Genomic DNA, 21,672 nt, shown 5'->3' on the forward strand with positions numbered 1-21,672 from the left:
CTGCGCCCGTACTTCTTCATGCGCTGCAAGAAGAAGGATGCCATGAAGCACCCGATGGACTTCGCCGACATCGTGGCCACGGGCGCGACGCCGCTGCCGCCCGAGTACAGCGCCTGCAAAGACATCGGCTCGCTCTAGCCCAGTGACGCGCGAGCGGCGCCGGGGGCGGGGGGCCGTCCTCGACCACGACGACAACTGCTACGGGTCTCGGACGCCCCCCCGCCCCCGGCGCCGCCGCCCCCCACGGCCCAGAGCGCGGGCCTCCACATCGTGAATCCGAGCCTGCTGTTCAGCCAGATTCTGAATGGCATCGTGACGGGGATGCTCTACGCGCTCATGGGGATCGGGCTGTCGATCATCACGGGCATCCTCAACATCCCGAACTTCGCCCACGGGGCCCTGTTCGCGCTCGGCGCCTACCTGATCTACACGGTCATCCAGGCGCTCGGAAACTTTTGGCTCGCCCTGGCCGTCGCCCCGCTGGGCGTCGCGCTGCTGGGCCTGCTCATCGAGTACGCGGGCATCCGCCCGCTGTACCGGGCCGGGCACGACTACCAGCTCCTGCTCACCTTCGGCCTGTCGCTGATCATCACCGAGGGCATCATCGTCGTGTGGGGCCCGATCGGGATGAGCCAGCTCCCGCCGGCCATCCTGCGCGGCGGCGTCGACCTCGGGATCACCATCTACCCCAAGTACCGCCTCTTCGTCATGGCCATGGCCGGGCTGCTGGTGCTGGGCGCCTGGCTGTTCCTCGAGAAGACGCGTTATGGGGCCATCATGCGGGCCGGCATCGAGGACAAGGAGATGGTGTCCCTGCTCGGCATCGACATTCACCGGCTCTTCACCGCCGCCTTCGGCCTGGGCGCGTACCTGGCGGGAATCTCCGGCGCCCTCACGGCGCCCATCCGCGGGCTCAATCCCCTGATGGGCGTCGACATGCTGGGGATCGCGTTCGTGGTGGTGGCGCTGGGCGGGCTCGGCAACCTGCCGGGCGCCATCGTGGCCGGACTGATGATCGGGGTGGCCCAGAGCCTGGTCGCCCTCGTCTGGCCCGAGGCATCGGTGGCCGTGATCTTCGCCGTCATGGCGGCGGTGCTGCTGGTGCGCCCCCAGGGGTTGTTCGGGATCCGATGAGCCGCGCCTGGATCGCGATCCTGGCCGCGGTCGTGCTGCTGCCCGTGCTGGTGCGGCACGCGATTGCGACGGAGATCTGGATCTTCGCGATCTTCGGGCTGGGCCTGAATTTATTGTTGGGCTACACGGGCCTGCTCTCCTTCGGGCAGGCGACGTTCTTCGGCTCCGCGGCCTATGTCGGCGGCTACCTCCTCAAGCACGCGGGCGTCAACGTCCTGCTCGTGCTGGCCCTGGGCGTCGTCGTGGGCGCCCTCACCGCCGCCGTGGTCGGCTACCTCTGCGTGCAGCGGTCCGGGCTCTACTTCATCATGCTGACGTTCGCCCTGAATCAGATGTTCTACTTCACCGCTTATCAGTGGACCTCGGTGACCGGTGGCGAGGACGGCATGCCCGGCATCCCGCGCCCGGCGCTGGTGGGTCTGCCGCTGAGCGAGCCGCTGGCCTATTACGTCTTCGTGGCCGCCTGCTTCGTGATCGCGTTGGGGGTCATGAAGCGCATCGTGGAATCGCCGCTGGGGAAGATCCTCCAGGCCATCCGGGAGAACGAGGTGCGGGCCGAAGCCATCGGTTACGATGCGCGGCGCTTCAAGCTCCTGGCCTTCGTGATCGGCGGGGCCTTCTCGGGGCTGGCCGGCGTCCTCTACGCCATGCTCTTCGGCATCGTGCCTCTGGAGGCCATCGGCTTCGTCTTCTCCGGCAACGTGGTGTTCGGGACCCTGATCGGCGGCGCCGGCTCGCTCTACGGCCCCGTCCTCGGCGCCTTCGTCTTCATCTGGCTCTCGGAGTCCGTGAGCGTGATCTGGCAGCGCTGGCCGCTGCTCCTGGGCGTGGCCTTCGTCATCGTGGTCCTCTTCTTCCGGGGCGGCCTGGTGGAGGCCTGGGACCGGCTGGCGACATGGTGGAAGGCGCGGCGTCCGCGCCGCGTCGCCCGGGCCTGATGGCCTTGCTCAGGACCGAGAACCTCACCAAGGCCTTCGGGGCCCTGACGGCGGTGAACCGCGTGACGCTGGCCGTCGAGGAGGGGACGCTCCACTCGATCATCGGACCCAACGGCGCCGGCAAGACCACCCTGTTCAATCTGCTGACGGGTCAGGCGCCGCCCTCCGCGGGCCGCATCCTCTTCGACGGCCGCGACATCACCGGCACCCCGCCCCAGCGCATCGCCCACCTGGGGATCGCCCGCTCCTTTCAGCGCACGAACGTCTTTCCGGCCCTCTCCGTTCAGGACAACGTCTGGGTGGCGGTCTTCGCGCGCAGCCCCCGGAGCGGGCTCGGCTGGCGGCCGGCCGACCGGTACCCGGATCTCACCGCGCGGGCGCGGGCGGCGCTGGGGGAAGTCGGTTTGCAAGACAGGGCCGGCCAGGTTGCGCGCGAGCTTTCGCACGGCGAGCAGCGCCAGCTCGAGCTGGCCATCGCGCTGGCCGCCGCGCCCCGCCTGCTCCTGCTCGACGAGCCCGCCGCCGGCCTGTCGCCCGACGAGACGCGAAAGATGGTGGCGCTGGTGCGCGGCCTCAAGGGGCGGTATACGATCGTGCTGATCGAGCACAAGATGGACATCATCATGACGATCTCGGACCGCGTCTCCGTCATGCACTTCGGAAGCCTCATCGCCGAGGGAACGCCGGCGGAGATCCAGCGCAACACCGAGGTGCGGCGGGCCTACCTGGGGGGGATCGCCGCGCCGTGATCCTCGAGATGCGCGCCATCGACACCTACTACGGCCTCGCCCACATCCTGCACGGATTGTCGCTGCGCGTGGAGGACGGAGAGGTCGTCGCGTTGCTCGGCCGCAACGGCGCCGGTAAGACGACGACGCTGCGCTCGATCGTGGGGCTCGCCCCGCCCCGCGCCGGCCACATCCTCTACCGCGGCGGCGACATCGCCGGACGGCCGCCGCACCAGATCGTCCGCCTGGGCATCGCGCTGGTGCCGGAGACCCGCGGAATCTTTTCGTACCTCACCGCGCGCGAAAACCTCGAGATCGCGCGCCGTCCCGGCTCGCGGTGGCAGATGAGCGGGGTCCTCCAGTGGTTCCCGACCCTCCGCGACGTCCTGGACCGCAAGGGGCGCTTCCTCTCCGGCGGCGAGCAGCAGATGCTGGCCATCGCCCGGGCGATGCTGACCGGTCCCCAGCTCCTGCTCCTGGACGAGCCCTCGCAGGGGCTGGCGCCGCTGATAGTGGAAACCGTGATCGGCGCGATCCGGGAGCTCAAGCGGGAGCGGGTCAGCATGCTCCTGGTCGAGCAGAACGCCGAGATGGCGCTTCAGCTGGCCGACCGCGTGTACGTGATCGATCACGGAACCATCGTCTTCGAAGGGACGCCGCCCGCGCTTCGCGCGAACACGCAAGCGACGGCGGCCTACCTGGGGGTAGGGGCCTGAGGGTCCCCACGCCCAACCGACTCGGGAGGACGCCGCATGACGCTCCAGGAAAGGCTCGACGCCATCAAGGCGCAGTCGAAAACGCGGATTCCACCGGAGGCCCAGGCCATCATGCACCGCGGCATCGAGGACGTGCGCCGGTCGGGGATCCTGGCGCGCGTGCCGAAGATCGGCGACCGGGCGCCCGGCTTCACGCTGCCCGATGCCCAGGGCCAGCCGGTGAGCCTGAGCGGCCTGCTGCCCAGGGGCCCCGTGGTGCTGAGCTTCTATCGCGGCCGGTGGTGACCGTACTGCGCCGCAGAGCTGGAAGCTCTGCAGCAGGCGCTGCCCGAGATCGCCGCCGCCGGCGCCAGCCTCGCCGTCGTCTCGCCGCAGGTGCAGCGGACCGGCCGGGAGCCCGAGGATCAACGGCCGCTGCCCTTCACGATGCTGCGTGACCAGGGCAACAAGGTCGCCGCTCAGTACGGCCTGGTCTTCAAGCTCCCCGACGACCTCAAGCAGATCTACGTGAAGTTCGGGATCGATCTCGCCAGGGCCAACGGCGACGACTCCTGGACGCTTCCGATGCCGGCCCGCTTCGTCGTCGACCGCGCGGGGATCATCCGGGCGGCCGACGCCGACCCGGACTACACGCGCCGGCCGGAGCCGGCGCGCACGCTGGAGGTGCTCAGAGCGCTGAGGGGCTGACGTACTGGTCGCGCAGCAGCCAGGCGCCGACCTTGATGAGCGCCGTGCCCAGCGCCACCCGCAGCGGACGGTGGGGCGGGCGGGCCAGACGCCGGAGACGATCGCGGTGCGCCTCGGCGTACAGATCGGCAAGACGGTCCTTGATCAGGTGCTCGGCGTAGTACTCGTTGAGGTCCATCGCGACTCCTCTACCTGGTGAGACCCCGCGGAGTCGCTCGCGTGAAAGGTCGCGCGTGTGGGTGATGGCGACGCCGGCGACGACGAGGGCCGCGAACGCCGAGCCAAACAGCAGCGCGAGCAGCCCGAACGCCACCCACGGCCTAAGCCGCGCGTGCGCCGAGGGAATGACCTGGCTCCGATCGAGGGATGAGGACGATCTCGACGCGCCGGCCGGCGATCCCGCCGCAGCGGTGCAGGGCGCCGTGGGCGAGGGTGAGCACCCGGCCCACGACCGCCGGGCGCTCGAGGGGTACCGCGATGACCAGCTGACACGAGCCCCAGAGGGGCTTTCTCACTGTCGGCGCGACGACGGCGCCGAGCTCCCGGTGGATCGCGTCGGTCACGGCCACCTGGCACGCGAGGCGGGCGTCGCGGGCGCGCTCCCGGCGCGTGGTGAGGAGCAGCAGGACGACGACGGAAGCGAGGGGAACGACCGTGGTGGCGATCACTCCGAGTAGCGTCGGCATGGTGAGTCCCTCCATCCGGTACGACACCGGAGAGGGGAGGGCGTGAAATCGAAGCGGGGCTACCGCGCGAGCGGGTGGAGATCCGGCCGGCAGGTCGTGCAGGGCTCGAGCCCGGCCGCTTCGGCCCGCTCGCGCGAGCCGAAGAAGAGGAGCCGATGCGGATGCTCCAGGGTGCTGAGCGAGGGGCAGGTGGGCAAGCAGTAGGACTCGTCGCCGGGGCACCGCACGTACATCGTGTCGCGCGGGATCTTCGGGTCGTGGTCGGCCTTCACGATGCGGAGGCCCTCGACGGTGAGCAGCCGCTCCTTGACGACGGTCTTGTTGCCGGCATAGCCGGTGAGCGAGCCGGAGGTGCCGATGACGCGGTGGCAGGGAACGACGATCGGCAGCGGATTCCAGCGCAGCGCCTGGGCGACGGCGCGCGTGGCCGCCGGCTTGCCGCATTCGCACGCGATGCCCGCGTACGACATCACGGCCCCGTAGGGGATGCCGGCCGTGATCTGGAGCACCGTGCGGTGGAAGTCGCTGCGGGCCAATCGTAGATCCAGGGGCCAGTCCAGCCGCGTGCGCTTGCCCTCCAGGTACTCGAGTAACTCGCGGGAGAGCGCCTCCAGCTCGGCGCCGTCCTCGATGGCCTCCACCCCGGCCAGGCGGGCCAGACGGGACTGGCCCAGGCTCCGGCCGCGCCCCAGGTACTCGATGAGGGAGACGCCCTGCTCCGACACGGCGATGAGGATGTTGCCCAACGGGGAGGGGAACACGCGATAGGTGAAGGTGCGTCGCTTGAGGTCGGAGAGGCGGGAATCGAGCCGATGTCGCATGCGCGCGAGCGACGCGACGGGGGTGGGGGTCTGGCGCCAGGCGCCGACCGCGCGATCGATGGTTCGGTAGCGCTCGAGCTCACCCCCGCACGGGGCGCAGACGCCCACGTGCTCTTGCACCCGACGGTTGGTGGCCGGGTCGGCCTCCCCCGTCGCCGCGGCGATGATGTCGGGCTCGATGGCGGCGCAGGTCTTTGGCTGTCGCATCATTGCTGGAGCTCCATCCGCGGCGGCGCAAGGGCCTGGAGCTCCTGGCGGATCTTCTTGAGCGCCTGGAAGACGTGAGCCCGGGCGCTTTCCGCCGAGCAGTCGAGGCTCCGCGCAATCGCATCGTAGTCGAGGTCGTGGACCTTTCTCAACACGAAGGCCAGCCGCTGCTTGAGGGGCAGGCGGGCGACGACGCTGTCGAGCCGGGCTCGCGTTTCCTTGAAGAGGGTCTCGGCCTCGGGGCCGCTCCCGTCCGTCTCGGCCCGCGTGGCCCGGACGGCCGCGTGGGCGTTCCGCCGGCGCCGCTCGGCCCGGAAGTGGTTCCGGGCCAGGTTGGTCGCGATGGTGAACAGCCAGGCCCGCACGTTCGCGTCGAGCGCCAGCATCCGGTAGGCCTTGTAGGCGCGGAGGAAGGTCTCCTGGGCGAGGTCGTCCGCCTCGCTGCCGCGCGAGGTCACCCGGAGCAGGTAGCGGTAGATCTCCGCGTGGTGCGCCTCCACGAGGGTCTCGAAGGGTTGGTGGCCCATCGCGCCCTATACAACACCGAAGCACGACCGTTGTGAAAGGGGGGCCCGGCCGGGGCTAGAGGACGGCCGTGTGCACCACCTGGCCCTCGGCCACCAGCGCCGCCCCCCGGAAGCGGTCGAGGCGAAACTCGAAGAGCCGCCCGGCGCCGGCGTTGCGCCTCAGCGTTCCCTCGGTCTTGGCGACGCTCTGCAACAGGCTCTGCAGCCACTGGCGCAGGCTTACCTCCCGGGCGTCGGGCTCTGGTCGGCGACCATACGCCTCGAGGGCATGCGCGCGCAGGAGCTTCGGCCACTGCCGCGCGAAGAGGCCGGCGTCCTCGAAGAGGTCGAGGCCGGCGAGGCTCGGGCCCACGAACACGGCCGCGCCCCGCGCGCCGGGAGCGGCGCGATGATCGAGCGTCCGCTCGACCTCCTGCTGGTGCTCTTTGACCTCGGGCTTGTCGTAGATCGCCTGGTAGCTCCCCGTCTGGGAGGGTGCGGCGGCGGCGGCCGCGTACTTGCTCACCTCCTCCCAGACCCGTCCCTGGTCCGCGCGCTCCATCACCCGGGCGCGCAGCCCGGGCGCTGCGAAGCTTCCCTTGCTCTCGAAATGCGGAGCGCGCCCCGTCCAGCGCCCCTGCTCGACACAGTAGACGGCGATCGTGAGCGGGCCGCTCAGCGGCGGCAGCAGGATGTCCTCGGTCACAACGCGATGCTGCTTGCCACCGAGCAGGATCTCGCCGGCGAGCAGGAGCGCGTGGGCCTTGCCGCGGTTGTCCACGACCAGCGAGGGGACCGCGGCCTGCGCGCGCTCGGTGATGACGAGGTCGCCCCGCGTGCGCGCTTCCTCCAGCGTCGCGATCAGGAGCGGCGGCGCCGTGGTCGGCGCGTGGAGCCAGAACACGAGCAGCGCGCCGTGGGTGTGCGCCTGGCCCACCAACACGCTCCCGGCCAACCGCCGGAGCTCGGGGCTGATGACCCCGGTCGTGATGGAGCCGATGTCGGCGTCAGGGGGCAGAATCCGCATGCGCTCGGCCATCGCGGCCGCCGGCCTGGCGGACAGGGCGGCCGCGCCCAGGGCGAAGTCACGCAAGAACTCTCGTTTCGTCATCGTCCAGTCTCCTCGGCGAAGAGTCGCTTCGCCTGATTAGACCGGAGGCGTCCGCAAACGTTTCCCGGCGTCCGGGCGGGTGGCGCTCAGCGCGTGATACGCAGGACGACGCGCACCCGAGCCGGGAGCGCGGCGGGCTCGTGGTCGGCCGCCCAGGCGCCGAGACGGCCGAGCGCCCGCGCGAATTCCGGATAAGCCGAGTCCGAGAGCTGGAGCTCTACGATCGTTGCCTCGCCGGTCCGCCAGCGTCCGACTTCGGTGGCGCCGACGCGCGCGGCGAGCTCGCCGAGCGCCGCTTCGGCCGCATCGCGATCCTCCACCACCAGCCGGCCCGACACCGTCGGTGGAGCCAGGGCGCCGGCGCCAGCGGGCGGGGCGATGAAAGCAGGCGGGCCGGCGCCAGCGGGCGGGGCGGCGCCAGCGATGGGCTGCTGCGCCTCGCGCCTCGCTTCCAGGGACGGAGTCACGACGCGCGATGGCGCCCTGCCAGGCGATTCGAGCACGCGCGGCGCCGCCACCTCCGGCGGGGGTGACTCGATCACGCGCGGCGGCGCCATCTTGGGCGCTTCCGCGGGCTTGTCCGCCATCTCGGGCACGGAGGGCGCGGAGCGTGGCGCCTCGATGGTCCGATCGCGCGCCATCGCGGGCGCTTCTTTGCGGATGGGGCTTGGCGCCCGCCCTTCGGGGGCGGCCTGACGAGCGAGCGGGCGCGCCTTGGCCGGCTCGCGCCCCGGCGGCGGAGCCTTCGCCTCGCCCGGCGGCGGGGTATCCTGGCGCGCCGCCTGCTGCAGCTCCGGCGTGCGCTGGACGAGGTAGACGGCGCCGACGGCGACCAGGACGAGCGCGGCGGCCTCGAGCGGCAGCTTCACCGGCAGCGGCACGAACAGCCCGCGGAGCAGGCGCCGGTGCCACGGCGTCGGAGGGACGGCGCCGAGGACGCGAGCGGCGAAGCCGGCCGGCGCGCGCAGGCGCGGCATCCCGCGGAGGAGCGCCAGCATGCGTTGAAAGGTCTCCCACTCGCGCCGGCAGTCGGGGCACGCCGCCAGGTGCGCCTCGCAGGCGGCGCGCTCGGCGTCGGGAACGGCCTGGTCGGCCAGCTCCGAGAACATGGCGCGCGCGTGGTCGCAGGTCATGGCAGGAACTTCTCCAGCTTTTCTCTGAGCTCCAGGCGTGCGCGGTGCAGGCGCGAGCGCACGGTGCCGAGCGTCAGCCCGAGCGTGTCGGCGATCTCCTCGTAGGACAGGCCCTCCAGGTCGCGCAGGACGACCACGATGCGGCGCTCGTCGGGCAGCTCGGCGATCGCCCGGTGGAGCGCCGCCTCCGTCTCGCTCCGCTCCATCCGGGCCGCCGCGTCGCCATCGGCGCTGGGCAGACCGGTCAGCGTCTCCTCGGTCTCCCGGGCCCGCGCCATCCGCCGCTCGCCGGAGGCGAGCCGGTTGAGGCACAGGCGCGAGGTGATCGCGTAGAGCCAGGTGGAGAGCTTGGCCTCCCCCCGGAACTCGGCGATTCCCTGGTGAACGCGGAGAAACACCTCCTGCGCAGCTTCTTCGGCCTCGGCGCGGCTGCCCAGCATGCGGTAGGCGATGCTGAAGACGCGGTGCTGGTAGCCCACGACGAGGTCCTCGAAGGCGCGGGCGTCGCCTGCCCGGAGCCGCTCGAGCACCTCCGCCGCTGTTGCCTCCTGCATCCTTAGACCATAGGGCCCGGCGAAAGTTCCCGGCCATTGGCGCGGCCGTCCTCCTCGGCGGGTGCGCCAAGAGCCCGGTCACGCAATGGTGGCGGGTCGGGACGTGCCTGGTCATCTACGAGACGAATGGCAATGATCGGCAGATCGTGGTGGCCGGTCAGACGGGCGACCTCGAGCGCGACACGCTGACCGCGCAGGGGGCGCTTCACTGAGGCCGGCCAGGGAGGGTCGTCGCCGTCCCTCCGCCTCCGGCTAGTGCCGTTCCAACTATTCGCGCCTAGGAAGGCACCGTGTACGTCGTTCGTGGACAGATTTAGTATCAACAAGTTGGAACGGCACTAGACCACGGCCGACATGCCGCCGTCGAAGTTGACGGCGGTGCCCGTGATGTAGCCGGCCCGCTCGGAGGACAGGAAGGCCACGAGATCGGCGAACTCTTCCGCCTCGCCGACGCGGCCGATGGGCACGCGCCGCGCGACGTCCTTGTAGTACCCCTCGAGATCCCCCTTGGCGCGGCGCTCCCACTGGGCGCTCTTGACGAGCCCCAGGCACACGGTGTTGACGAGGATGCGGTCGGGGGCGTACTCGCCGGCCAGCGCCTTCGTGAGGTTGATCCCGGCCGCGCGGGTCACGGTGGTGGGCAGCGCCCGGGGCGCGGGAGCCTTGCCGCCGACCGTGGTGACGTTGATGATCCGGCCGCCCCCGCGCCGCTTCATGTGAGGCACCACCAGCCGGCAGAAGCGCACCGCCGCCATCAGCTTGATGTCGATGTCCCGTTGCCAGGCGGCGTCGTCGACCTGCTCGAAGGCGGCCGCCGCCGAGGTGCCCGCGTTGTTCACCAGGATGTCCACCGCCCCGAACTGCGCCACCACCGCGGCGACGAACGCCTCGACGTCAGCCGGGCGGGTGACGTCCGCCGGCCGCGCCAGCACCTCGCCGCCGGTGGTGGTCCGGACGTGATCGGCGGCGCGCTCCAGCACGTCCTTGCGCCGCGCGCAGATCGCGACGCGCGCGCCCTCGCGCGCGAAGCGCTCGGCGCACGCGCGCCCCAGCCCCTCGCTGCCTCCCGTGACGATCGCCACCTTGCCGGCCAGCCCTAGCTCCAGCATCGCGTGCCCTCCCGCGGGGTATGATAGCTCGGGTATGGCCTTCACCAGCGACCTCTGGCGCGCCATCGGCGCGATCTGGACGTCGATCCTCGGCCATCCCTTCCTCCAGGCGCTCACCGACGGCTCGCTGCCACGGGATAGCTTCCGGTTCTACGTCGTGCAGGACGCGCTCTACCTGCGCGAGTTCGCGCGCGCGCTGTCGCTCGCCGCCGCCCGCGCCCCCGAGGACGAGTGGATCATCATGTTCAACGAGCACGCCGCCGGCGCCCTCCGGGTCGAGCGCGCGCTGCACGAGTCCTTCGTCAAGGAGTTCGGCCTGGCGCCCGGGGAGGTGGCGGCGACGCCGCTGGCGCCCACCAACCTGGCCTACACGAGCTATCTGCTGGCGGTGGCCTACGGCGCGCCCTTTCACGAGGCGATGGCGGCGCTGCTGCCGTGCTATTGGATCTACTGGGAGGCGGGCAAGCATCTGGAGCGGGCCGGCTCGCCGGAGCCGCTCTATGAGCGGTGGATCGGCACCTACGCCTCCGAGGAGTTCGGATCCGTCGTGCGGGCGGTCCTGGAGGCGACCGACCGCATCGCGGAGCGGCTGGGCCCGGCCGAGCGCCGGGCGATGACGCGGCACTTCGTCGCCACCAGCCGCTACGAGTGGATGTTCTGGGAGATGGCCTACCGCCGCGAGTCCTGGCCCCTGTGACGGCGCTCCTCTTCGATCTCGACGACACGCTCCTGGACTACTCCACCGGCGTGGAAGTGTGCTGGGGGGAGAGCTGCGCGACGGTCGCCGCGCCCGCCGGCGTCGATCCCGTCGCGCTCGCGCAGGCCGTCGCGGAGGTCCAGCGCTGGTTCTGGGCGGATCCGGTCCGTCACCGTCGCGAGCGGATCGACATGATCGCCGCCTGGGGAAAGATCGCCGCCGGCGCGCTGGAGTGCACGGGTGGCGCGCGCGATGGCCTGGCCGCCGCCCTGGCCGAGGACTTCGCGGGGCGCCGGCGGGCGGCGATGCGCCTGTTCCCCGACGCGCTCGACGTCCTCGCGCGCTTCCGGCTCCGCGGCGTCCCTCTGGGGCTCGTCACCAACGGCGACGCGCGCCTGCAGCGCGAGAAGATCCAGCGGTACGATCTCGCCCGCTTCTTCGACGTCCTCGTGATCGAGGGCGAGTTCGGCGCCGGCAAGCCCGACGCCGAGGTCTTCCATCACGCGCTCGCCGTGCTGGGCACGGCACCCGCCGCCGCCTGGATGGTCGGCGACCACCTCGTGTGGGACGTGGCGGGCGCGCAGGGCGCCGGCCTGCGCGCGGCGTGGATCGACCGCCGACGTGGAGGGCTGCCCGCCGCGAGCCCGGCGCGTCCCGATCGCATCGTCCACTCGCTCAGCGAGCTCAGCGACCTCGGCTGACGACCGTTTGCCGAGAGGGCCCTCGGGCCCGCGGTGCCGGCGCTGCTTGCCCGGTCGTCCCGCGGTTGCCGAGTTGTCATCCGCGGCGAGAAGTTGACCGGTTCGGCCCCCATATCCGGGGCTCCGTCCCGCCCGCAGCCCCCACCACTATGGTGGGAAGACGAACAAAAAGTTCGCGAATTTCTGGCAGGTTTGTTGCTATGTAAGGTGCGCTCCTGTTTGAAACGGCAGTCGCCCCCAAGGAGGGGGCACGCATGCGACGACTCGGACTCCTGGTAGTCGGCCTCGCGCTGATGGCGACGACGGGCTGTGGGACCATCGCTCGACTCATGGGGCCCGAAGTCGACGTCACCGGCACCTGGAGCGGAATGTGGCTGGGCTACGGGATCGTCGCGCCCTCCGAAGAGCTCTCCACGTTCGCCGGCTCTGCGGGCACTGCCCCGCGCACGACCCGGCGCGGAATCATCGCGATCCCCCGGGAACTCCCGGCCTTCGTCGAGCTGACCCAGAACGGCAGTCGCGGGTACGGACGCATCATCCTCGACGGCACCGCCGCCGCCGAAGCGGTCCCCGTGGCGATCCGCGTGGCGGGCTCGGGGGGCTCGCGCGTGCTCTTCGAAGTGTCGGGCTCCCGGATCTTCATGACGCACGAGCTGGGGTCGTTGAGCTTCGCCGCCGAGTTCAGGGTCGAGGGGGACCAGATGGTCGGCCACATCCGCGGCGCCGAGCCGCCGGTGCGGATCATCCTGGCGCGCGAGAGTCACGAAGTGCCGCGCGGGCCCGGGTCGGGCACGCTGCTGCCGCCACCACTGCGGCCACCCACGCCCGCGCCCGTGGCCCCGGCCATGCCTCCCAAGGGGGCCGAAGCGCCCAAGGGGGCCGAAGCGCCCAAGGAGGCCGAAGCGCCCAAGGAGGGCGAAGCGCCCAAGGAGGGCGAGGCCCCCAAGGGGCCCGAGGTGGCGGTGGCCCCGCAGCAGCCGGCCCCCGCGCCCGAGGCGGGGCGCCCACAGCCGAAGGAGTTCGCCGGGGTTCCCGAGCTGCAGTCGGTGTACTTCGACTTCGACAAGGCCGACCTGGGCGCCGGTGAGGCCTTGGTGCTCGACAAGAACGCCGAGTGGCTGAAGAGCAACGACATGAGGGTGCTCATCGAGGGGCACGCCGACGAGCGCGGCACCAACGAGTACAACCTCGCGCTCGGTGAGCGGCGCGCCAAGGCGGCCCGCGAGCATCTGATCTCGCGCGGGATCGACGCGGACCGCATCACGACGGTGAGCTACGGCGAGGAACGGCCGGCCTGCACCGAGAGGAACGAAGAGTGCTGGAAGCGGAACCGGCGCACTGACCTCCTCGTCAGGCCCAAGTAGTCCCGGACCGCTCCACCCCGAGGCCGTGTCGCGCTGATCGAGGGTTCGGCCGGCGCGGCGACCATCGCCCGCCGGCCGCCTCGGGTCGTCTGACGTCCCTACCCCCCGCCTCGCCCGTCCCGCCCGAAGCCTGCGGGGCGCTCCTCTCCGAAGGCCGCGCTGACGAACGTCGCGGTCAGCGTGGGATCGGCGGCGGCGTCGAGAAATATACGAGCCCGGCCTGGGCGGCGAGCCCCAGGACGTAGAGGACCTGCGGCAACCAGAGCCCCCGCACGACCCAGGCCGCGTAGGCCGATCCGATCAGGACGATCGGCACGCACAGCCACGAGGGCAGGCTCAGCAGCCGGAAGAACGGCTCGGTCAGCAGCAGGAGGACGATGAGGACGAAGACGAGCGCGAGCAGCACGATGAAGAGAACGATCGGAGTCAGCATGAAGAAGGAGACCATCATGAGGAGCGCGTCCGTGCGGCCCGATTGCGGGTCCCGAAACGCGGCCCACGTTTCCGGCTGGCTGGCCAGCAGGACGATCAAGCGGTAGACCGGCTCGAGGAGGCCGAAGTACCACGCGATCCACCCCAGCGCGACGAGTACCAGCGCCGCCGACGGCAGCCAGCGCACCCGCATCGGGGCCTATTCTAAGCGTTATGATAGGCGCCCGATCAACGAGAGATTTTGGAGGTTTCCATGAGCGAGGACCTGCTGGAGGTCGTCAAGGACGGGGTGGCGGTGCTCACCATGAACCGCCCGGATCGGCTCAACGCCCTGTCGGGGCCGATGCTGGAAGCGATGCTGGAGGCGCTGCCCCGGCTGGCCGAGAGCGCCGAGGCGGCGGTCGTCGTACTCACCGGCGCCGGCCGCGCCTTCTGCGCCGGCGGCGACGTCAAGGCGATGGCGGAGGGGCGCGAGTTCGGCGGCACCACCCTCGAGGAGAAGGCGCCGGCGCTGCGCTCGCGCATGGAGGTCTCCCGCTGGCTGCACGAGATGCCCAAGCCGACGATCGCCATGGTGCGGGGGGCCGCCGCCGGGGCCGGGCTGTCGCTGGCGCTGGCCTGCGACCTGAGGATCGCCAGCGACACCGCGCGCTTCGCCACAGCCTTCGCGCGCGTGGGCTACTCGGGCGACTTCGGCGGCTCCTTCTATCTCACCCAGCTGGTGGGCACGGCCAAGGCGCGCGAGCTCTACTTCACGGCCGACGTCGTGGACGCGCCCCAGGCGCTGCAGCTCGGCCTCGTCAATCGGGTGGTCTCCGACGCGCGGCTGGAGGAGGAGACGATGGCGTTGGCGACGCGGCTCGGGCGGGGACCGCGGATCGCCTACCGCTACATGAAGCGGAACTTCAACGCGGCCGAGAGCGGCACGCTCAAGGACCTGCTCGACCTCGAGGCCTGGCATCACACCCGCTGCGGCATGACCGACGACCACCGCGAGGCGGCCAAGGCCTTCGTGGAGAAGCGCGAGCCCGTGTTCCGGGGCCGGTAGATGACGTCGAGCGGCTGATCGGCGAGGCCGCGCGCTGACCAACGCCTTCATGAAGGTGTGGCTCGCGCCGTCGGCGCGCGGAGGGCGCCGGCCGGGTGCGTGGGCGCCGGCCCGATCATCTGCCGGACGCGGGCGATCAGGGTGTCGTTGTCGAACGGCTTGGGGAGCACGGCGAGGGCGCGCCGGTCGCCCGCCGGCGGGACGGCCTCGCCGACGCCCGAGACGATGAGCACGGGCAGGTCGTTCCAGGCCGGATTCGCGCGCAGCCGCCGGAGAAACTCGCATCCATCCATCCCCGGCATTTGAAGATCCAGAAGGATGAGCTGGGGGCGCAGCGCGGGCAGCCGCTCGAGCGCGGCCGAGGCCGAGGCGAAGCCGGCGGCCGGGTAGCCGAAGTCCTCCAGGACCGCCACCAGGATCTGCCGCAGGTAGTCACGATCGTCCACGACGAGTACCTGGGCGTCCACGTCCCGCGCCATGTTATCGAAGGACGAGTGCAATTCCGGTGCCCGGCCTCGTCGCGCGTTCCGAGGCGCACTTGCCGTGGCTGCCGCCGCCGCGGTGACGCTTTGACGAGGGACCGTGTCAGATGTACCCCGGTCCCTCGATGACCGGGTGCGCGGCGAGGAACGCCTCGTCCACCTCCAGCCCGATCCCCGGCGCCTCCAGCGGGCGGACGCAGCCGTCGGGGCCGATCTGATAGGGCGCCGGGCTCACGAGCTCGTCGCGGAAGAGGTTGCCCTTCGAGACGTCGCCCTCGAAGTAGCCGCCGTTGTCGATGGCGGCGAGGAAGTGGATGGACGCCGCCATGTTCAAGCCTGTCATGGAGGTGTGCGGGTTGATGGAGAGCTTCCAGGCCGAGGCGAGCGCGGCGATGCGCAGCGCCTCGGTGAGGCCGCCCGTCTTGGAAAGATCGGGCTGCAGGATGCTGATCACGCGGTCCTCGATCACGCGGGTGAACTCGAAGCGCGTGTAGTGGTTCTCGCCCGCCGCCAGCGGTACCCGGCCGAACGTGGCCGCCATCGCATAGCTGCGATGGTCGTGAGCGGGAAAAGGCTCCTCCAACCACCCCACGCCCTGGGCCTCGAGCCCGGGCATCACCTGGCGCGCGTCGGCGAGGCGGTAGCCCGTGTTGGCATCCACCAGAATGGTCAGCTCGTCGCCGAACGCCTTGCGCACGGCCGCGACACGGGCCAGGTCGCGGGCGGGGGAATCGCCGACGCGCAGCTTCACGGCGCGGTAGCCGGCGGCGACGAGCCCGCGCGCCTCCTCCACCAGCGCCTCCGGCTCTTGCCAACCGAGCGACACGCCGCCGGCATAGGCCGGGATCGCCCGCGCGGCGCCGCCCAGCAGGCGATAGAGCGGCCAGCCCGTGGCCTGGCCGCGGATGTCCCATAGCGCCATGTCGAGCCCGCTCATGGCGATGGCGGTGGCCGCGCCCAGGCCATGGCTGCCCAGCTGCATCTGGTAGATGCGCGTCCAGACGCCGATGACGTCGGCAGCATCCAGGCCCAGCACGAGCTGTCGCAGCGTGGTGTTCAGGTGGTGCGCGACGGCGCCCGGGGAGCGGCCGTGATGCGACTCCGCCCAGCCGGCCAGGCCGTCGTCGGTGACGACCTTGACGACGACGGCGTCGCGCTTGACGGCGCGGCCGATGCCGAGCGTGACGCTGGCCCCGGGCGGCACCGGAAACGAGGTGGGGTACGCCTTGACGTCGACGATACGCATGGTGGCCTCCCGATGCGTACAATAGCCCCGCCATGAGCGACGCGGAAGACCGCGAGCGGGCCATCGAGCTGTGGCGCGAGGCGTATCGCCGCCAGATGGACGGCGACCTGGAGGGCGCCGTCGAGCTCTACCGGCGCTCGATCGCGATGTACCCCACCGCCGAGGCGCACACCTTCCTGGGCTGGACCTATAGCTTCCAGGGACGGCTCGAGGAAGCGACCGCGGAGTGCCTCAAGGCCATCGAGGCCGATCCCGACTTCGGCAACCCCTACAACGACATCGGTGTCTACCTGATGCAGCAAGGCAAGCTCGACGAGGCGGTCCCCTGGCTCGAGAAGGCCAAGCTCGCTGCCCGCTACGAGCCGCGGCAGTTCCCGTACATGAACCTGGGACGGATCTACATCAAGCTCGGACGCTGGCCGGACGCGCTGCGGGAGTTCGAGGGAGCGGTGCGCGTGGCACCGGAGGACGCCGAGGCGTACAAGGCGCTCCACGGCCTGCTCGCCCGGCTGAACGGGCATCACGTCCGATCCGAGGGGCCCGTCCGAGGAGGACACTGAGATGGCGATCACCGACTCCAGTCACCTGTACGACGTCGAGCGGCGCACCTGTCACGCCGAGCGACCGGGCTTCAGGATCACCGAGCTGACCATCGGCCCCAGCCCGCAGGTGCCCTGGCGCTATCACACCCGCGTCCAGGACACTTTCTCCGTGCTCGAGGGCGGCGGCGGCTCTTCCTGCGCGATCCCAAGGACGAGATCAAGCTCGGAGGCGGCGAGACCTACGTCGTGCGGGCGGGGCGGCCGCACCTCGTAGTGAACGGCGGCCAGACCTCCGCCACGTTTCTCCCTGAAGGCGATCGGCGAGTACGACTTCGTCCCGCTGACGTCGCATGATCTGAGATAGCGCTACGTTCGAGTCGCGAGGCGAGCGCTGAAGATCGTCGTCGGGCTCCTGCTCGTCGCCGCGGCCTTCCTCGGCCTGAGCCTGCTGAGCTTCTGGCTCACCGTGCGGCCGCCGCGGATCGCCATCCCGCTGAGCCCGCGGGATTTCAACCTGCGCGTCGAGGACGTGGCGATCCGCACCGCCGACGGCCTGACGCTGGCCGCCTGGCTCGCGCCGCGACCGGGCGCTCCCGCGGTCATCCTCCTCCACGGTTATCCCGCCGAAAAGGCCGACCTGTTGCCGCTGGCCGCCACGCTCCACGCCCGCTTCACGGTGCTGCTGGTGGACCTGCGCTACTTCGGCCGGAGCGAAGGGCGCGTCACCACACTGGGCTTCCGTGAGCGCGGCGACCTCCGCCGGGCGGTCGATCTCCTCCACGCCCGCGGGCTGGCGCCGGTGGGGGTTTTTGGATTTTCGCTGGGCGGCGCCGTCGCCATCCTGGCGGCAGCCGAGGACCCGCGTATCCGGGCGGTCGCGGCCTACGCCGCCTTCGCCGACCTCAAGACGCTGGGCCGCGAAGTCTACGCGCACTTTTTGTTCCTCAAAGAGCCGCTGGTCGAGCTGATGCTGCTCTGGGGGCGGCTCTTCCTCGGCGCCGACATCACACGCCCCTCGCCCGCCGCCGCGGCGGCCCGTCTGGGCATTCCCGTGCTGATCGTCCACAGTCGCCAGGACGAGCAGATTCCCTTTGCCCACGCCCAGCGGTTGCGGCAGGCGCTCGCCGGCAACCCGGGGGCGGAGTTCGAGCTCATGGACCGGGGCCGCCACGGGGAGCTGGGGCCGCACTTCGAGCGACGCATCACCGACTTCTTCCTGAGCCACCTGAAGTGACGCCATCCCGGCGCGCACCACTCTGACATTCGGCTGACGTCTCGCCTGTCAGCGTGACACCCCGCGCGGCCGGCGACCGGCGCCCCCGGACGTAACCCGTTGATTCTTGGCCCGCCGCCGCCCCTCCGGCCCTGGCACAGTCGTTGCGACCCTGCTCTATAATTGCTGCCGAGGGGAGCATGAAGCCGAGGTTCCGCTCGTTGAAGCTGGAAGACGTCAAGGAGCTGCAGGAGTTGGTCGCCGCGCAGGTCGGCTCGATCGAGCCCGGCCTCAAGCTGCTCGATACGCGGGTGCTGCTGGGTGGCGCCACGATCGATCTGATCACGCTCGACGCCGCCGGCACCCTCACGCTGGTGGCCCTGGGCTTCCAGGCCGACGACGAGCTGATGCTGCGCGCTCTCGAGGCCTACTCGTGGTGCCTCGAGTATCCCGACGCGATCCGGCGGCTCTATCCGACGGTCCGGCTCTCGGCCGGCGAGCCGCCGCGCGTGATCTTCATCGCCGAGCAGGTGCCCGACACCTTCCTCCGGAAGATCAAGCATCTCCGCTTCGAGCGCGCGGACTGCTTCGAGTTCCGCTTCGGCCTGCAGTTCAGCCCGGTGGAGGACCCCCGCGGCGCCGACGAGGCCGGCCCGACGCAGGAGGCCGTCCCCTCGCCGGCGAGTCTCCGCGTCGCGCCGCCGCCGGTGACCCGGCCGGGCTCCGCCCAGGCCGGTCGCGCCGCGCCGCCGCCGCGCCGGCGCGAGGCCCCGGCGCCGGTGGACGAGGCGCCGGCCCAGGAGCACGGCGGCTCGTGGGGTCGGCCGGGCGCGAAGACCTCGGGCGAGGTGGATGAGGAGAAGGCGCGGACGGTGCGCGAATATCTGCAGCGCGAGTTCCCCACGGCCGTCATCTACGACTTCTATGCTCACGACCGCGGCGTCCAGATGTTCCATCTCCAAGATAGCCACGGCGCGGTCATCCACTCCGCCGCCGTCTCGGAAGAGTTGCTGGGCGAGGTCTCCCAAGCCGAACTCCGCGCCTTCCTCGACGAGCACAAGCTGGCCAGCGAGCTCCGCCAGGCGGGTTCCGCCGGCGTGTCGGTGACGAAGGCGGGATTCAAGATCGAGAAGCGCTAGCTCATCGGAGGGGGCGGACGTTAGGGCCCCCTCCGAGGCCTCCCCCAGGAAGGGATTGCGCCGGCAGAGCCGGCGCTGGAAACGGCGCGCAGTGAGCTCGCGCCGTTCGCCGACAGACTCTTAACGCGGCGGCACGAGCCGCTCGATGGCGACGACCAGCAGCGCCCTCGGTATATCTACGCGATACGGTCCCCCGGCCGCAGACCCTGGAACAGCGCAGTCGAGGCGGCGAGGAACGGCATCGACATCTTCTCGTCCATGAGACCGGCGATCGGCTCGTGCTCGATGACGATCACGGGCCGCGTGGCGTGCAGGCTCGAGGGCGGCGGCAGGAGCGCCAGCACGACGCCGGTCCCCCGGTAGTCCATCTTGGCGCCGGGCGGGACCTGGGCCTCGGCGGGCGAGGCGCCCACCAGCACACCCGCTGCGCCCAGCACCACCAGCGCCCGCCTCCAGAGTGTCGCCACGCGCACGAGTCTACGCCATCGTGCGGCTGACGCCCGCGAGGGTCAGCCGCCGGGAGCGTCGCGGGGGAGAGAGGGGCGAGGGCGCGATGCCCCCGCCCCGGGGGGATCACCGCTTGGGCGTGCCCTGGCTGCGCGGGCTCATCGTGCCGCCGCTCATCTCGTGCTTGAGCGCCAGCTCGACGGAGACGCGGTCGCCCTTCTTGATGTTGGCCAGCGCGCTGGGCGGGAAGTGGAGGTCCAGCGTCCCCTCCGCGGTCTTGACGCTGACCGTGCCCTTGTTCTGATCGACCTTCGTCACTTCGCCGGCCATCGTGTGACGGCCGGTGAAGTCGCCGGCCGCCTCGGTCTTCGGCGATGCTGCCGGCTCGCTCTTGCCCGCCGGGCTCGAGCCCGGGGCCGTGGGCTGCTCGGACGACCTGTAGGTGTCGCCCGCCCCACCCGAGGACTTGGTCTTCTCGTCGCCGGCCAACGCCGGCCCGACGCCCAGGGCCAGCAGGACCGCCGAGACGATGGCTGCTCGATACCAGGTACTCTGCATAATGGTGTCGCCTCCTCGTTGCTTGGTGTTTCGGACCTCGTACCGGCGTGCGAAGCACATGCCAGCGACGTGAGCGCACGTCTTTTCTTGCGAGAGGCGGCCAGAAGCCGGTAGAGTCTGTGTAAGCTTTACTTGAGGGGAGGCGCGGGGCGCATGCCAAGGACGACGGGCTGGATCCTCGCGGCGGTCGTGATCGTGCTCGGCGGGGCGGCGGCGGCATTGGCCGGGCCACCGACCGAGCAGGTGCGGCAGTACACCGACCACGTCCAGCAGATCCTCGACGATCCGGCGCTGAAGCAGGCCGACAAGCGCGAGGCCGTACGGAAGGTCGCCGAGCAGGTCTTCGACGTCAACGAGACCGCCAAGCGGGCGCTGGGCATTCACTGGCAGAAGCGGACGGCGGCGGAACGCGAGGAGTTCGTGCAACTCTTCGCCGATCTGCTCGAGAGCACCTATATCGCGAAGATCGACCTCTACGGCGGCGAGAAGGTCCAATATACGGGCGAGCTGGTCGACGGCGATTACGCCACGGTGCGCGCCAAGATCGTCACCAAGCAGCGCACCGAGGTGCCGGTCGAAGCGAAGATGCTCAAGCGCGGGGAACGGTGGCTCATCTACGACATCGCCATCGAGAACGTGAGCCTCGTCGGCAATTACCGGTCGCAATTCGACCGGATCATCCGCACTTCCTCCTACCAGGAGCTGCTCAAGCGGCTCAAGACCAAGCGCGACGAGTTCCTGCCGCGGAAAGAGGCCCGGCCCGCCCGCTCCTAGCCTTGAACTGGCGCCGCTGGATTCCTTATAATCCCTCGATTCGTCCCCACTCCCGGGTGAGGTGAGGTCACAGCAGGGTCAGGCCATCGCCGCCTTCGTGACCATCAAGGCCGGCCGGACGCCGACCGAGGAGCTCAAGAAGGAGGTCAGGGAGCACGTCGCCAAGAAGATCGGGTCCTTGGCCCGGCCCGACGACGTGATCTACGCCGCCGAGCTGCCCAAGACGCGGTCCGGCAAGATCATGCGCCGGCTGCTCCGCGACGTGGCCGAAGGGCGGGCGCTGGGCGACACCACCACCCTGGCCGACGCGGTGGTCGTCTGCGAGCTGAAGAAGAAGTACGAAGACAAGGAGGGCTAAGGGCGAGGGCGGGGCGGGGTGCCGTGGTGGTGGCCCTTCCTCGACCACGCTATCCACGACGCGCCAGCTGCCGTCTCGACGGTGAGTGGCTCCCTCCAGCCCCAGAAGATACGGGTCTCGGAAGGGCCACCACCACGGCACCCCACCCCCGCCCTCGTCCGTCACCACCACCCTTGACTTAGGTTTCATAGTTCTATAAACTTCGAAGTATGAAAACGCTGCCGCTGGCCCGACTGCAGGCCCGCGAGGAGCATGTGGAGGCCTTCAAGGCCCTGGCCCACCTCACGCGCCTGCAGATCTTCTTCTTCCTGGTCCGGGCGGGGCGGGAGGTACCGGCCGGT

27 protein-coding genes and 1 pseudogene are annotated in these 21,672 nt (G+C 70.7%); 15 read left to right on the forward strand and 13 right to left on the reverse strand.

The features are described 5' to 3' along the window. Positions 1-270: 270 nt before the first annotated feature. From VGV13_05360 to VGV13_05380, 5 genes are all read left to right on the forward strand, one after another. Positions 271-1,134 (forward strand): branched-chain amino acid ABC transporter permease, encoded by an 864-nt coding sequence (locus VGV13_05360; GenBank protein HEV8640508.1) that lies wholly within the window; start codon positions 271-273, stop codon positions 1,132-1,134. Further along, positions 1,131-2,072, forward strand: coding sequence for a branched-chain amino acid ABC transporter permease (locus VGV13_05365; GenBank protein ID HEV8640509.1), 942 nt, complete (start codon positions 1,131-1,133; stop codon positions 2,070-2,072). Before VGV13_05360 ends, VGV13_05365 begins: the two co-directional genes overlap by 4 nt. After that, complete coding sequence (locus tag VGV13_05370) at positions 2,072-2,821, forward strand: ABC transporter ATP-binding protein (GenBank protein HEV8640510.1); 750 nt, start codon at positions 2,072-2,074, stop codon at positions 2,819-2,821. Before VGV13_05365 ends, VGV13_05370 begins: the two co-directional genes overlap by 1 nt. Next, on the forward strand, positions 2,818-3,516 hold the full coding sequence (locus VGV13_05375; protein HEV8640511.1) for an ABC transporter ATP-binding protein: 699 nt from the start codon (positions 2,818-2,820) through the stop codon (positions 3,514-3,516). Before VGV13_05370 ends, VGV13_05375 begins: the two co-directional genes overlap by 4 nt. 111 nt (positions 3,517-3,627) lie before the next feature. After that, positions 3,628-4,203, forward strand: coding sequence for a peroxiredoxin-like family protein (locus tag VGV13_05380; GenBank protein ID HEV8640512.1), 576 nt, complete (start codon positions 3,628-3,630; stop codon positions 4,201-4,203). Here the strand turns inward: VGV13_05380 and VGV13_05385 are convergent. The 8 genes from VGV13_05385 to VGV13_05420 all read right to left on the reverse strand — a co-directional run bounded on the left by VGV13_05385 (position 4,184) and on the right by VGV13_05420 (position 10,330). After that, positions 4,184-4,516: a hypothetical protein gene (locus VGV13_05385; protein HEV8640513.1), complete on the reverse strand. Its 333-nt coding sequence runs from the start codon at positions 4,514-4,516 to the stop codon at positions 4,184-4,186. The genes VGV13_05380 and VGV13_05385 overlap by 20 nt on opposite strands. Before the next feature lie 7 nt (positions 4,517-4,523). After that, positions 4,524-4,889 carry a hypothetical protein gene (locus VGV13_05390; protein ID HEV8640514.1) on the reverse strand — a complete coding sequence of 122 codons (366 nt, stop codon included), beginning with the start codon at positions 4,887-4,889 and terminating at the stop codon, positions 4,524-4,526. Between the two features lie 59 nt (positions 4,890-4,948). Then, positions 4,949-5,920, reverse strand: coding sequence for a methylated-DNA--[protein]-cysteine S-methyltransferase (locus VGV13_05395; GenBank protein ID HEV8640515.1), 972 nt, complete (start codon positions 5,918-5,920; stop codon positions 4,949-4,951). Continuing rightward, on the reverse strand, positions 5,917-6,444 hold the full coding sequence (locus VGV13_05400) for an RNA polymerase sigma factor (protein HEV8640516.1): 528 nt from the start codon (positions 6,442-6,444) through the stop codon (positions 5,917-5,919). The genes VGV13_05395 and VGV13_05400 overlap by 4 nt, the downstream gene beginning before the upstream one ends. A gap of 55 nt (positions 6,445-6,499) precedes the next feature. Beyond that, positions 6,500-7,534 (reverse strand): DUF6569 family protein, encoded by a 1,035-nt coding sequence (locus VGV13_05405; protein HEV8640517.1) that lies wholly within the window; start codon positions 7,532-7,534, stop codon positions 6,500-6,502. An 86-nt stretch (positions 7,535-7,620) separates the two neighbouring features. Beyond that, on the reverse strand, positions 7,621-8,667 hold the full coding sequence (locus VGV13_05410) for a zf-HC2 domain-containing protein (protein HEV8640518.1): 1,047 nt from the start codon (positions 8,665-8,667) through the stop codon (positions 7,621-7,623). Continuing rightward, a complete protein-coding gene (locus VGV13_05415; protein ID HEV8640519.1) occupies positions 8,664-9,197 on the reverse strand; it encodes a sigma-70 family RNA polymerase sigma factor in 534 nt (177 codons plus the stop codon). Before VGV13_05415 ends, VGV13_05410 begins: the two co-directional genes overlap by 4 nt. Positions 9,198-9,559: 362 nt before the next feature. Continuing rightward, entirely contained in the window at positions 9,560-10,330 is a 771-nt protein-coding gene (locus VGV13_05420) for an SDR family oxidoreductase (protein ID HEV8640520.1), read from the reverse strand. Positions 10,331-10,364: 34 nt separating this feature from the next. On the opposite strand from VGV13_05420, the gene tenA reads away from it, so the two are divergent. From tenA to pal, 3 genes are all read left to right on the forward strand, one after another. Continuing rightward, positions 10,365-11,027 (forward strand): thiaminase II, encoded by a 663-nt coding sequence (gene tenA, locus VGV13_05425; protein ID HEV8640521.1) that lies wholly within the window; start codon positions 10,365-10,367, stop codon positions 11,025-11,027. After that, positions 11,024-11,728: an HAD family hydrolase gene (locus VGV13_05430; GenBank protein ID HEV8640522.1), complete on the forward strand. Its 705-nt coding sequence runs from the start codon at positions 11,024-11,026 to the stop codon at positions 11,726-11,728. The genes tenA and VGV13_05430 overlap by 4 nt, the downstream gene beginning before the upstream one ends. A gap of 254 nt (positions 11,729-11,982) precedes the next feature. Further along, positions 11,983-13,092 (forward strand): peptidoglycan-associated lipoprotein Pal, encoded by a 1,110-nt coding sequence (pal, locus tag VGV13_05435; protein HEV8640523.1) that lies wholly within the window; start codon positions 11,983-11,985, stop codon positions 13,090-13,092. A 175-nt stretch (positions 13,093-13,267) separates the two neighbouring features. Here the strand turns inward: pal and VGV13_05440 are convergent, their stop codons facing one another. Beyond that, complete coding sequence (locus tag VGV13_05440) at positions 13,268-13,717, reverse strand: hypothetical protein (GenBank protein ID HEV8640524.1); 450 nt, start codon at positions 13,715-13,717, stop codon at positions 13,268-13,270. 60 nt (positions 13,718-13,777) lie between these two features. On the opposite strand from VGV13_05440, the gene VGV13_05445 reads away from it, so the two are divergent. Next, positions 13,778-14,572, forward strand: a complete 795-nt coding sequence (locus VGV13_05445; GenBank protein HEV8640525.1) for an enoyl-CoA hydratase — start codon at positions 13,778-13,780, stop codon at positions 14,570-14,572. Between the two features lie 47 nt (positions 14,573-14,619). Here VGV13_05445 and VGV13_05450 read toward each other — a convergent pair whose 3' ends face one another. Continuing rightward, on the reverse strand, positions 14,620-15,051 hold the full coding sequence (locus VGV13_05450; GenBank protein ID HEV8640526.1) for a response regulator: 432 nt from the start codon (positions 15,049-15,051) through the stop codon (positions 14,620-14,622). Positions 15,052-15,157: 106 nt separating this feature from the next. Next, positions 15,158-16,300 carry a mandelate racemase/muconate lactonizing enzyme family protein gene (locus VGV13_05455; protein HEV8640527.1) on the reverse strand — a complete coding sequence of 381 codons (1,143 nt, stop codon included), beginning with the start codon at positions 16,298-16,300 and terminating at the stop codon, positions 15,158-15,160. A 32-nt stretch (positions 16,301-16,332) separates the two neighbouring features. Between VGV13_05455 and VGV13_05460 the strand changes: the two genes are divergently transcribed. The 4 genes from VGV13_05460 to VGV13_05475 all read left to right on the forward strand — a co-directional run bounded on the left by VGV13_05460 (position 16,333) and on the right by VGV13_05475 (position 19,194). Continuing rightward, entirely contained in the window at positions 16,333-16,860 is a 528-nt protein-coding gene (locus VGV13_05460; protein ID HEV8640528.1) for a tetratricopeptide repeat protein, read from the forward strand. Position 16,861: 1 nt separating this feature from the next. After that, complete coding sequence (locus VGV13_05465; GenBank protein ID HEV8640529.1) at positions 16,862-17,116, forward strand: hypothetical protein; 255 nt, start codon at positions 16,862-16,864, stop codon at positions 17,114-17,116. A gap of 192 nt (positions 17,117-17,308) precedes the next feature. Next, positions 17,309-18,076 (forward strand): alpha/beta fold hydrolase, encoded by a 768-nt coding sequence (locus VGV13_05470; GenBank protein HEV8640530.1) that lies wholly within the window; start codon positions 17,309-17,311, stop codon positions 18,074-18,076. Positions 18,077-18,255: 179 nt separating this feature from the next. Continuing rightward, positions 18,256-19,194 (forward strand): hypothetical protein, encoded by a 939-nt coding sequence (locus VGV13_05475; protein HEV8640531.1) that lies wholly within the window; start codon positions 18,256-18,258, stop codon positions 19,192-19,194. Positions 19,195-19,370: 176 nt separating this feature from the next. On the opposite strand, the gene VGV13_05480 is transcribed toward VGV13_05475, so the two are convergent. Together VGV13_05480 and VGV13_05485 are read right to left on the reverse strand one after the other, a co-directional pair. After that, positions 19,371-19,661 (reverse strand): copper-binding protein, encoded by a 291-nt coding sequence (locus VGV13_05480; protein ID HEV8640532.1) that lies wholly within the window; start codon positions 19,659-19,661, stop codon positions 19,371-19,373. Positions 19,662-19,767: 106 nt separating this feature from the next. Next, a complete protein-coding gene (locus tag VGV13_05485; GenBank protein ID HEV8640533.1) occupies positions 19,768-20,199 on the reverse strand; it encodes a hypothetical protein in 432 nt (143 codons plus the stop codon). Positions 20,200-20,352: 153 nt separating this feature from the next. Between VGV13_05485 and VGV13_05490 the strand changes: the two genes are divergently transcribed. After that, positions 20,353-20,973, forward strand: a complete 621-nt coding sequence (locus VGV13_05490; protein HEV8640534.1) for an ABC transporter substrate-binding protein — start codon at positions 20,353-20,355, stop codon at positions 20,971-20,973. Between the two features lie 73 nt (positions 20,974-21,046). Continuing rightward, a pseudogene (locus VGV13_05495) lies at positions 21,047-21,331 on the forward strand (acetyl-CoA synthetase). The last annotated feature ends 341 nt before the right edge of the window (positions 21,332-21,672 follow it).

It is taken from the genome of Candidatus Methylomirabilota bacterium (assembly GCA_036001065.1).
Taxonomy (GTDB): Bacteria; Methylomirabilota; Methylomirabilia; order Rokubacteriales; family CSP1-6; genus MNEF01.

Coding starts and splice junctions, on each gene's coding strand:
- VGV13_05365 (HEV8640509.1), top strand. CDS start 1,131: ATGAGCCGCGCCTGGATCGCGATCCTGGCCGCGGTCGTGCTGCTGCCC.
- VGV13_05370 (HEV8640510.1), top strand. CDS start 2,072: ATGGCCTTGCTCAGGACCGAGAACCTCACCAAGGCCTTCGGGGCCCTG.
- VGV13_05390 (HEV8640514.1), bottom strand. CDS start 4,889: ATGCCGACGCTACTCGGAGTGATCGCCACCACGGTCGTTCCCCTCGCT.
- VGV13_05395 (HEV8640515.1), bottom strand. CDS start 5,920: ATGATGCGACAGCCAAAGACCTGCGCCGCCATCGAGCCCGACATCATC.
- VGV13_05400 (HEV8640516.1), bottom strand. CDS start 6,444: ATGGGCCACCAACCCTTCGAGACCCTCGTGGAGGCGCACCACGCGGAG.
- VGV13_05405 (HEV8640517.1), bottom strand. CDS start 7,534: ATGACGAAACGAGAGTTCTTGCGTGACTTCGCCCTGGGCGCGGCCGCC.
- VGV13_05410 (HEV8640518.1), bottom strand. CDS start 8,667: ATGACCTGCGACCACGCGCGCGCCATGTTCTCGGAGCTGGCCGACCAG.
- VGV13_05420 (HEV8640520.1), bottom strand. CDS start 10,330: ATGCTGGAGCTAGGGCTGGCCGGCAAGGTGGCGATCGTCACGGGAGGC.
- tenA (HEV8640521.1), top strand. CDS start 10,365: ATGGCCTTCACCAGCGACCTCTGGCGCGCCATCGGCGCGATCTGGACG.
- pal (HEV8640523.1), top strand. CDS start 11,983: ATGCGACGACTCGGACTCCTGGTAGTCGGCCTCGCGCTGATGGCGACG.
- VGV13_05440 (HEV8640524.1), bottom strand. CDS start 13,717: ATGCGGGTGCGCTGGCTGCCGTCGGCGGCGCTGGTACTCGTCGCGCTG.
- VGV13_05445 (HEV8640525.1), top strand. CDS start 13,778: ATGAGCGAGGACCTGCTGGAGGTCGTCAAGGACGGGGTGGCGGTGCTC.
- VGV13_05450 (HEV8640526.1), bottom strand. CDS start 15,051: ATGGCGCGGGACGTGGACGCCCAGGTACTCGTCGTGGACGATCGTGAC.
- VGV13_05455 (HEV8640527.1), bottom strand. CDS start 16,300: ATGCGTATCGTCGACGTCAAGGCGTACCCCACCTCGTTTCCGGTGCCG.
- VGV13_05460 (HEV8640528.1), top strand. CDS start 16,333: ATGAGCGACGCGGAAGACCGCGAGCGGGCCATCGAGCTGTGGCGCGAG.
- VGV13_05465 (HEV8640529.1), top strand. CDS start 16,862: ATGGCGATCACCGACTCCAGTCACCTGTACGACGTCGAGCGGCGCACC.
- VGV13_05475 (HEV8640531.1), top strand. CDS start 18,256: ATGAAGCCGAGGTTCCGCTCGTTGAAGCTGGAAGACGTCAAGGAGCTG.
- VGV13_05485 (HEV8640533.1), bottom strand. CDS start 20,199: ATGCAGAGTACCTGGTATCGAGCAGCCATCGTCTCGGCGGTCCTGCTG.
- VGV13_05490 (HEV8640534.1), top strand. CDS start 20,353: ATGCCAAGGACGACGGGCTGGATCCTCGCGGCGGTCGTGATCGTGCTC.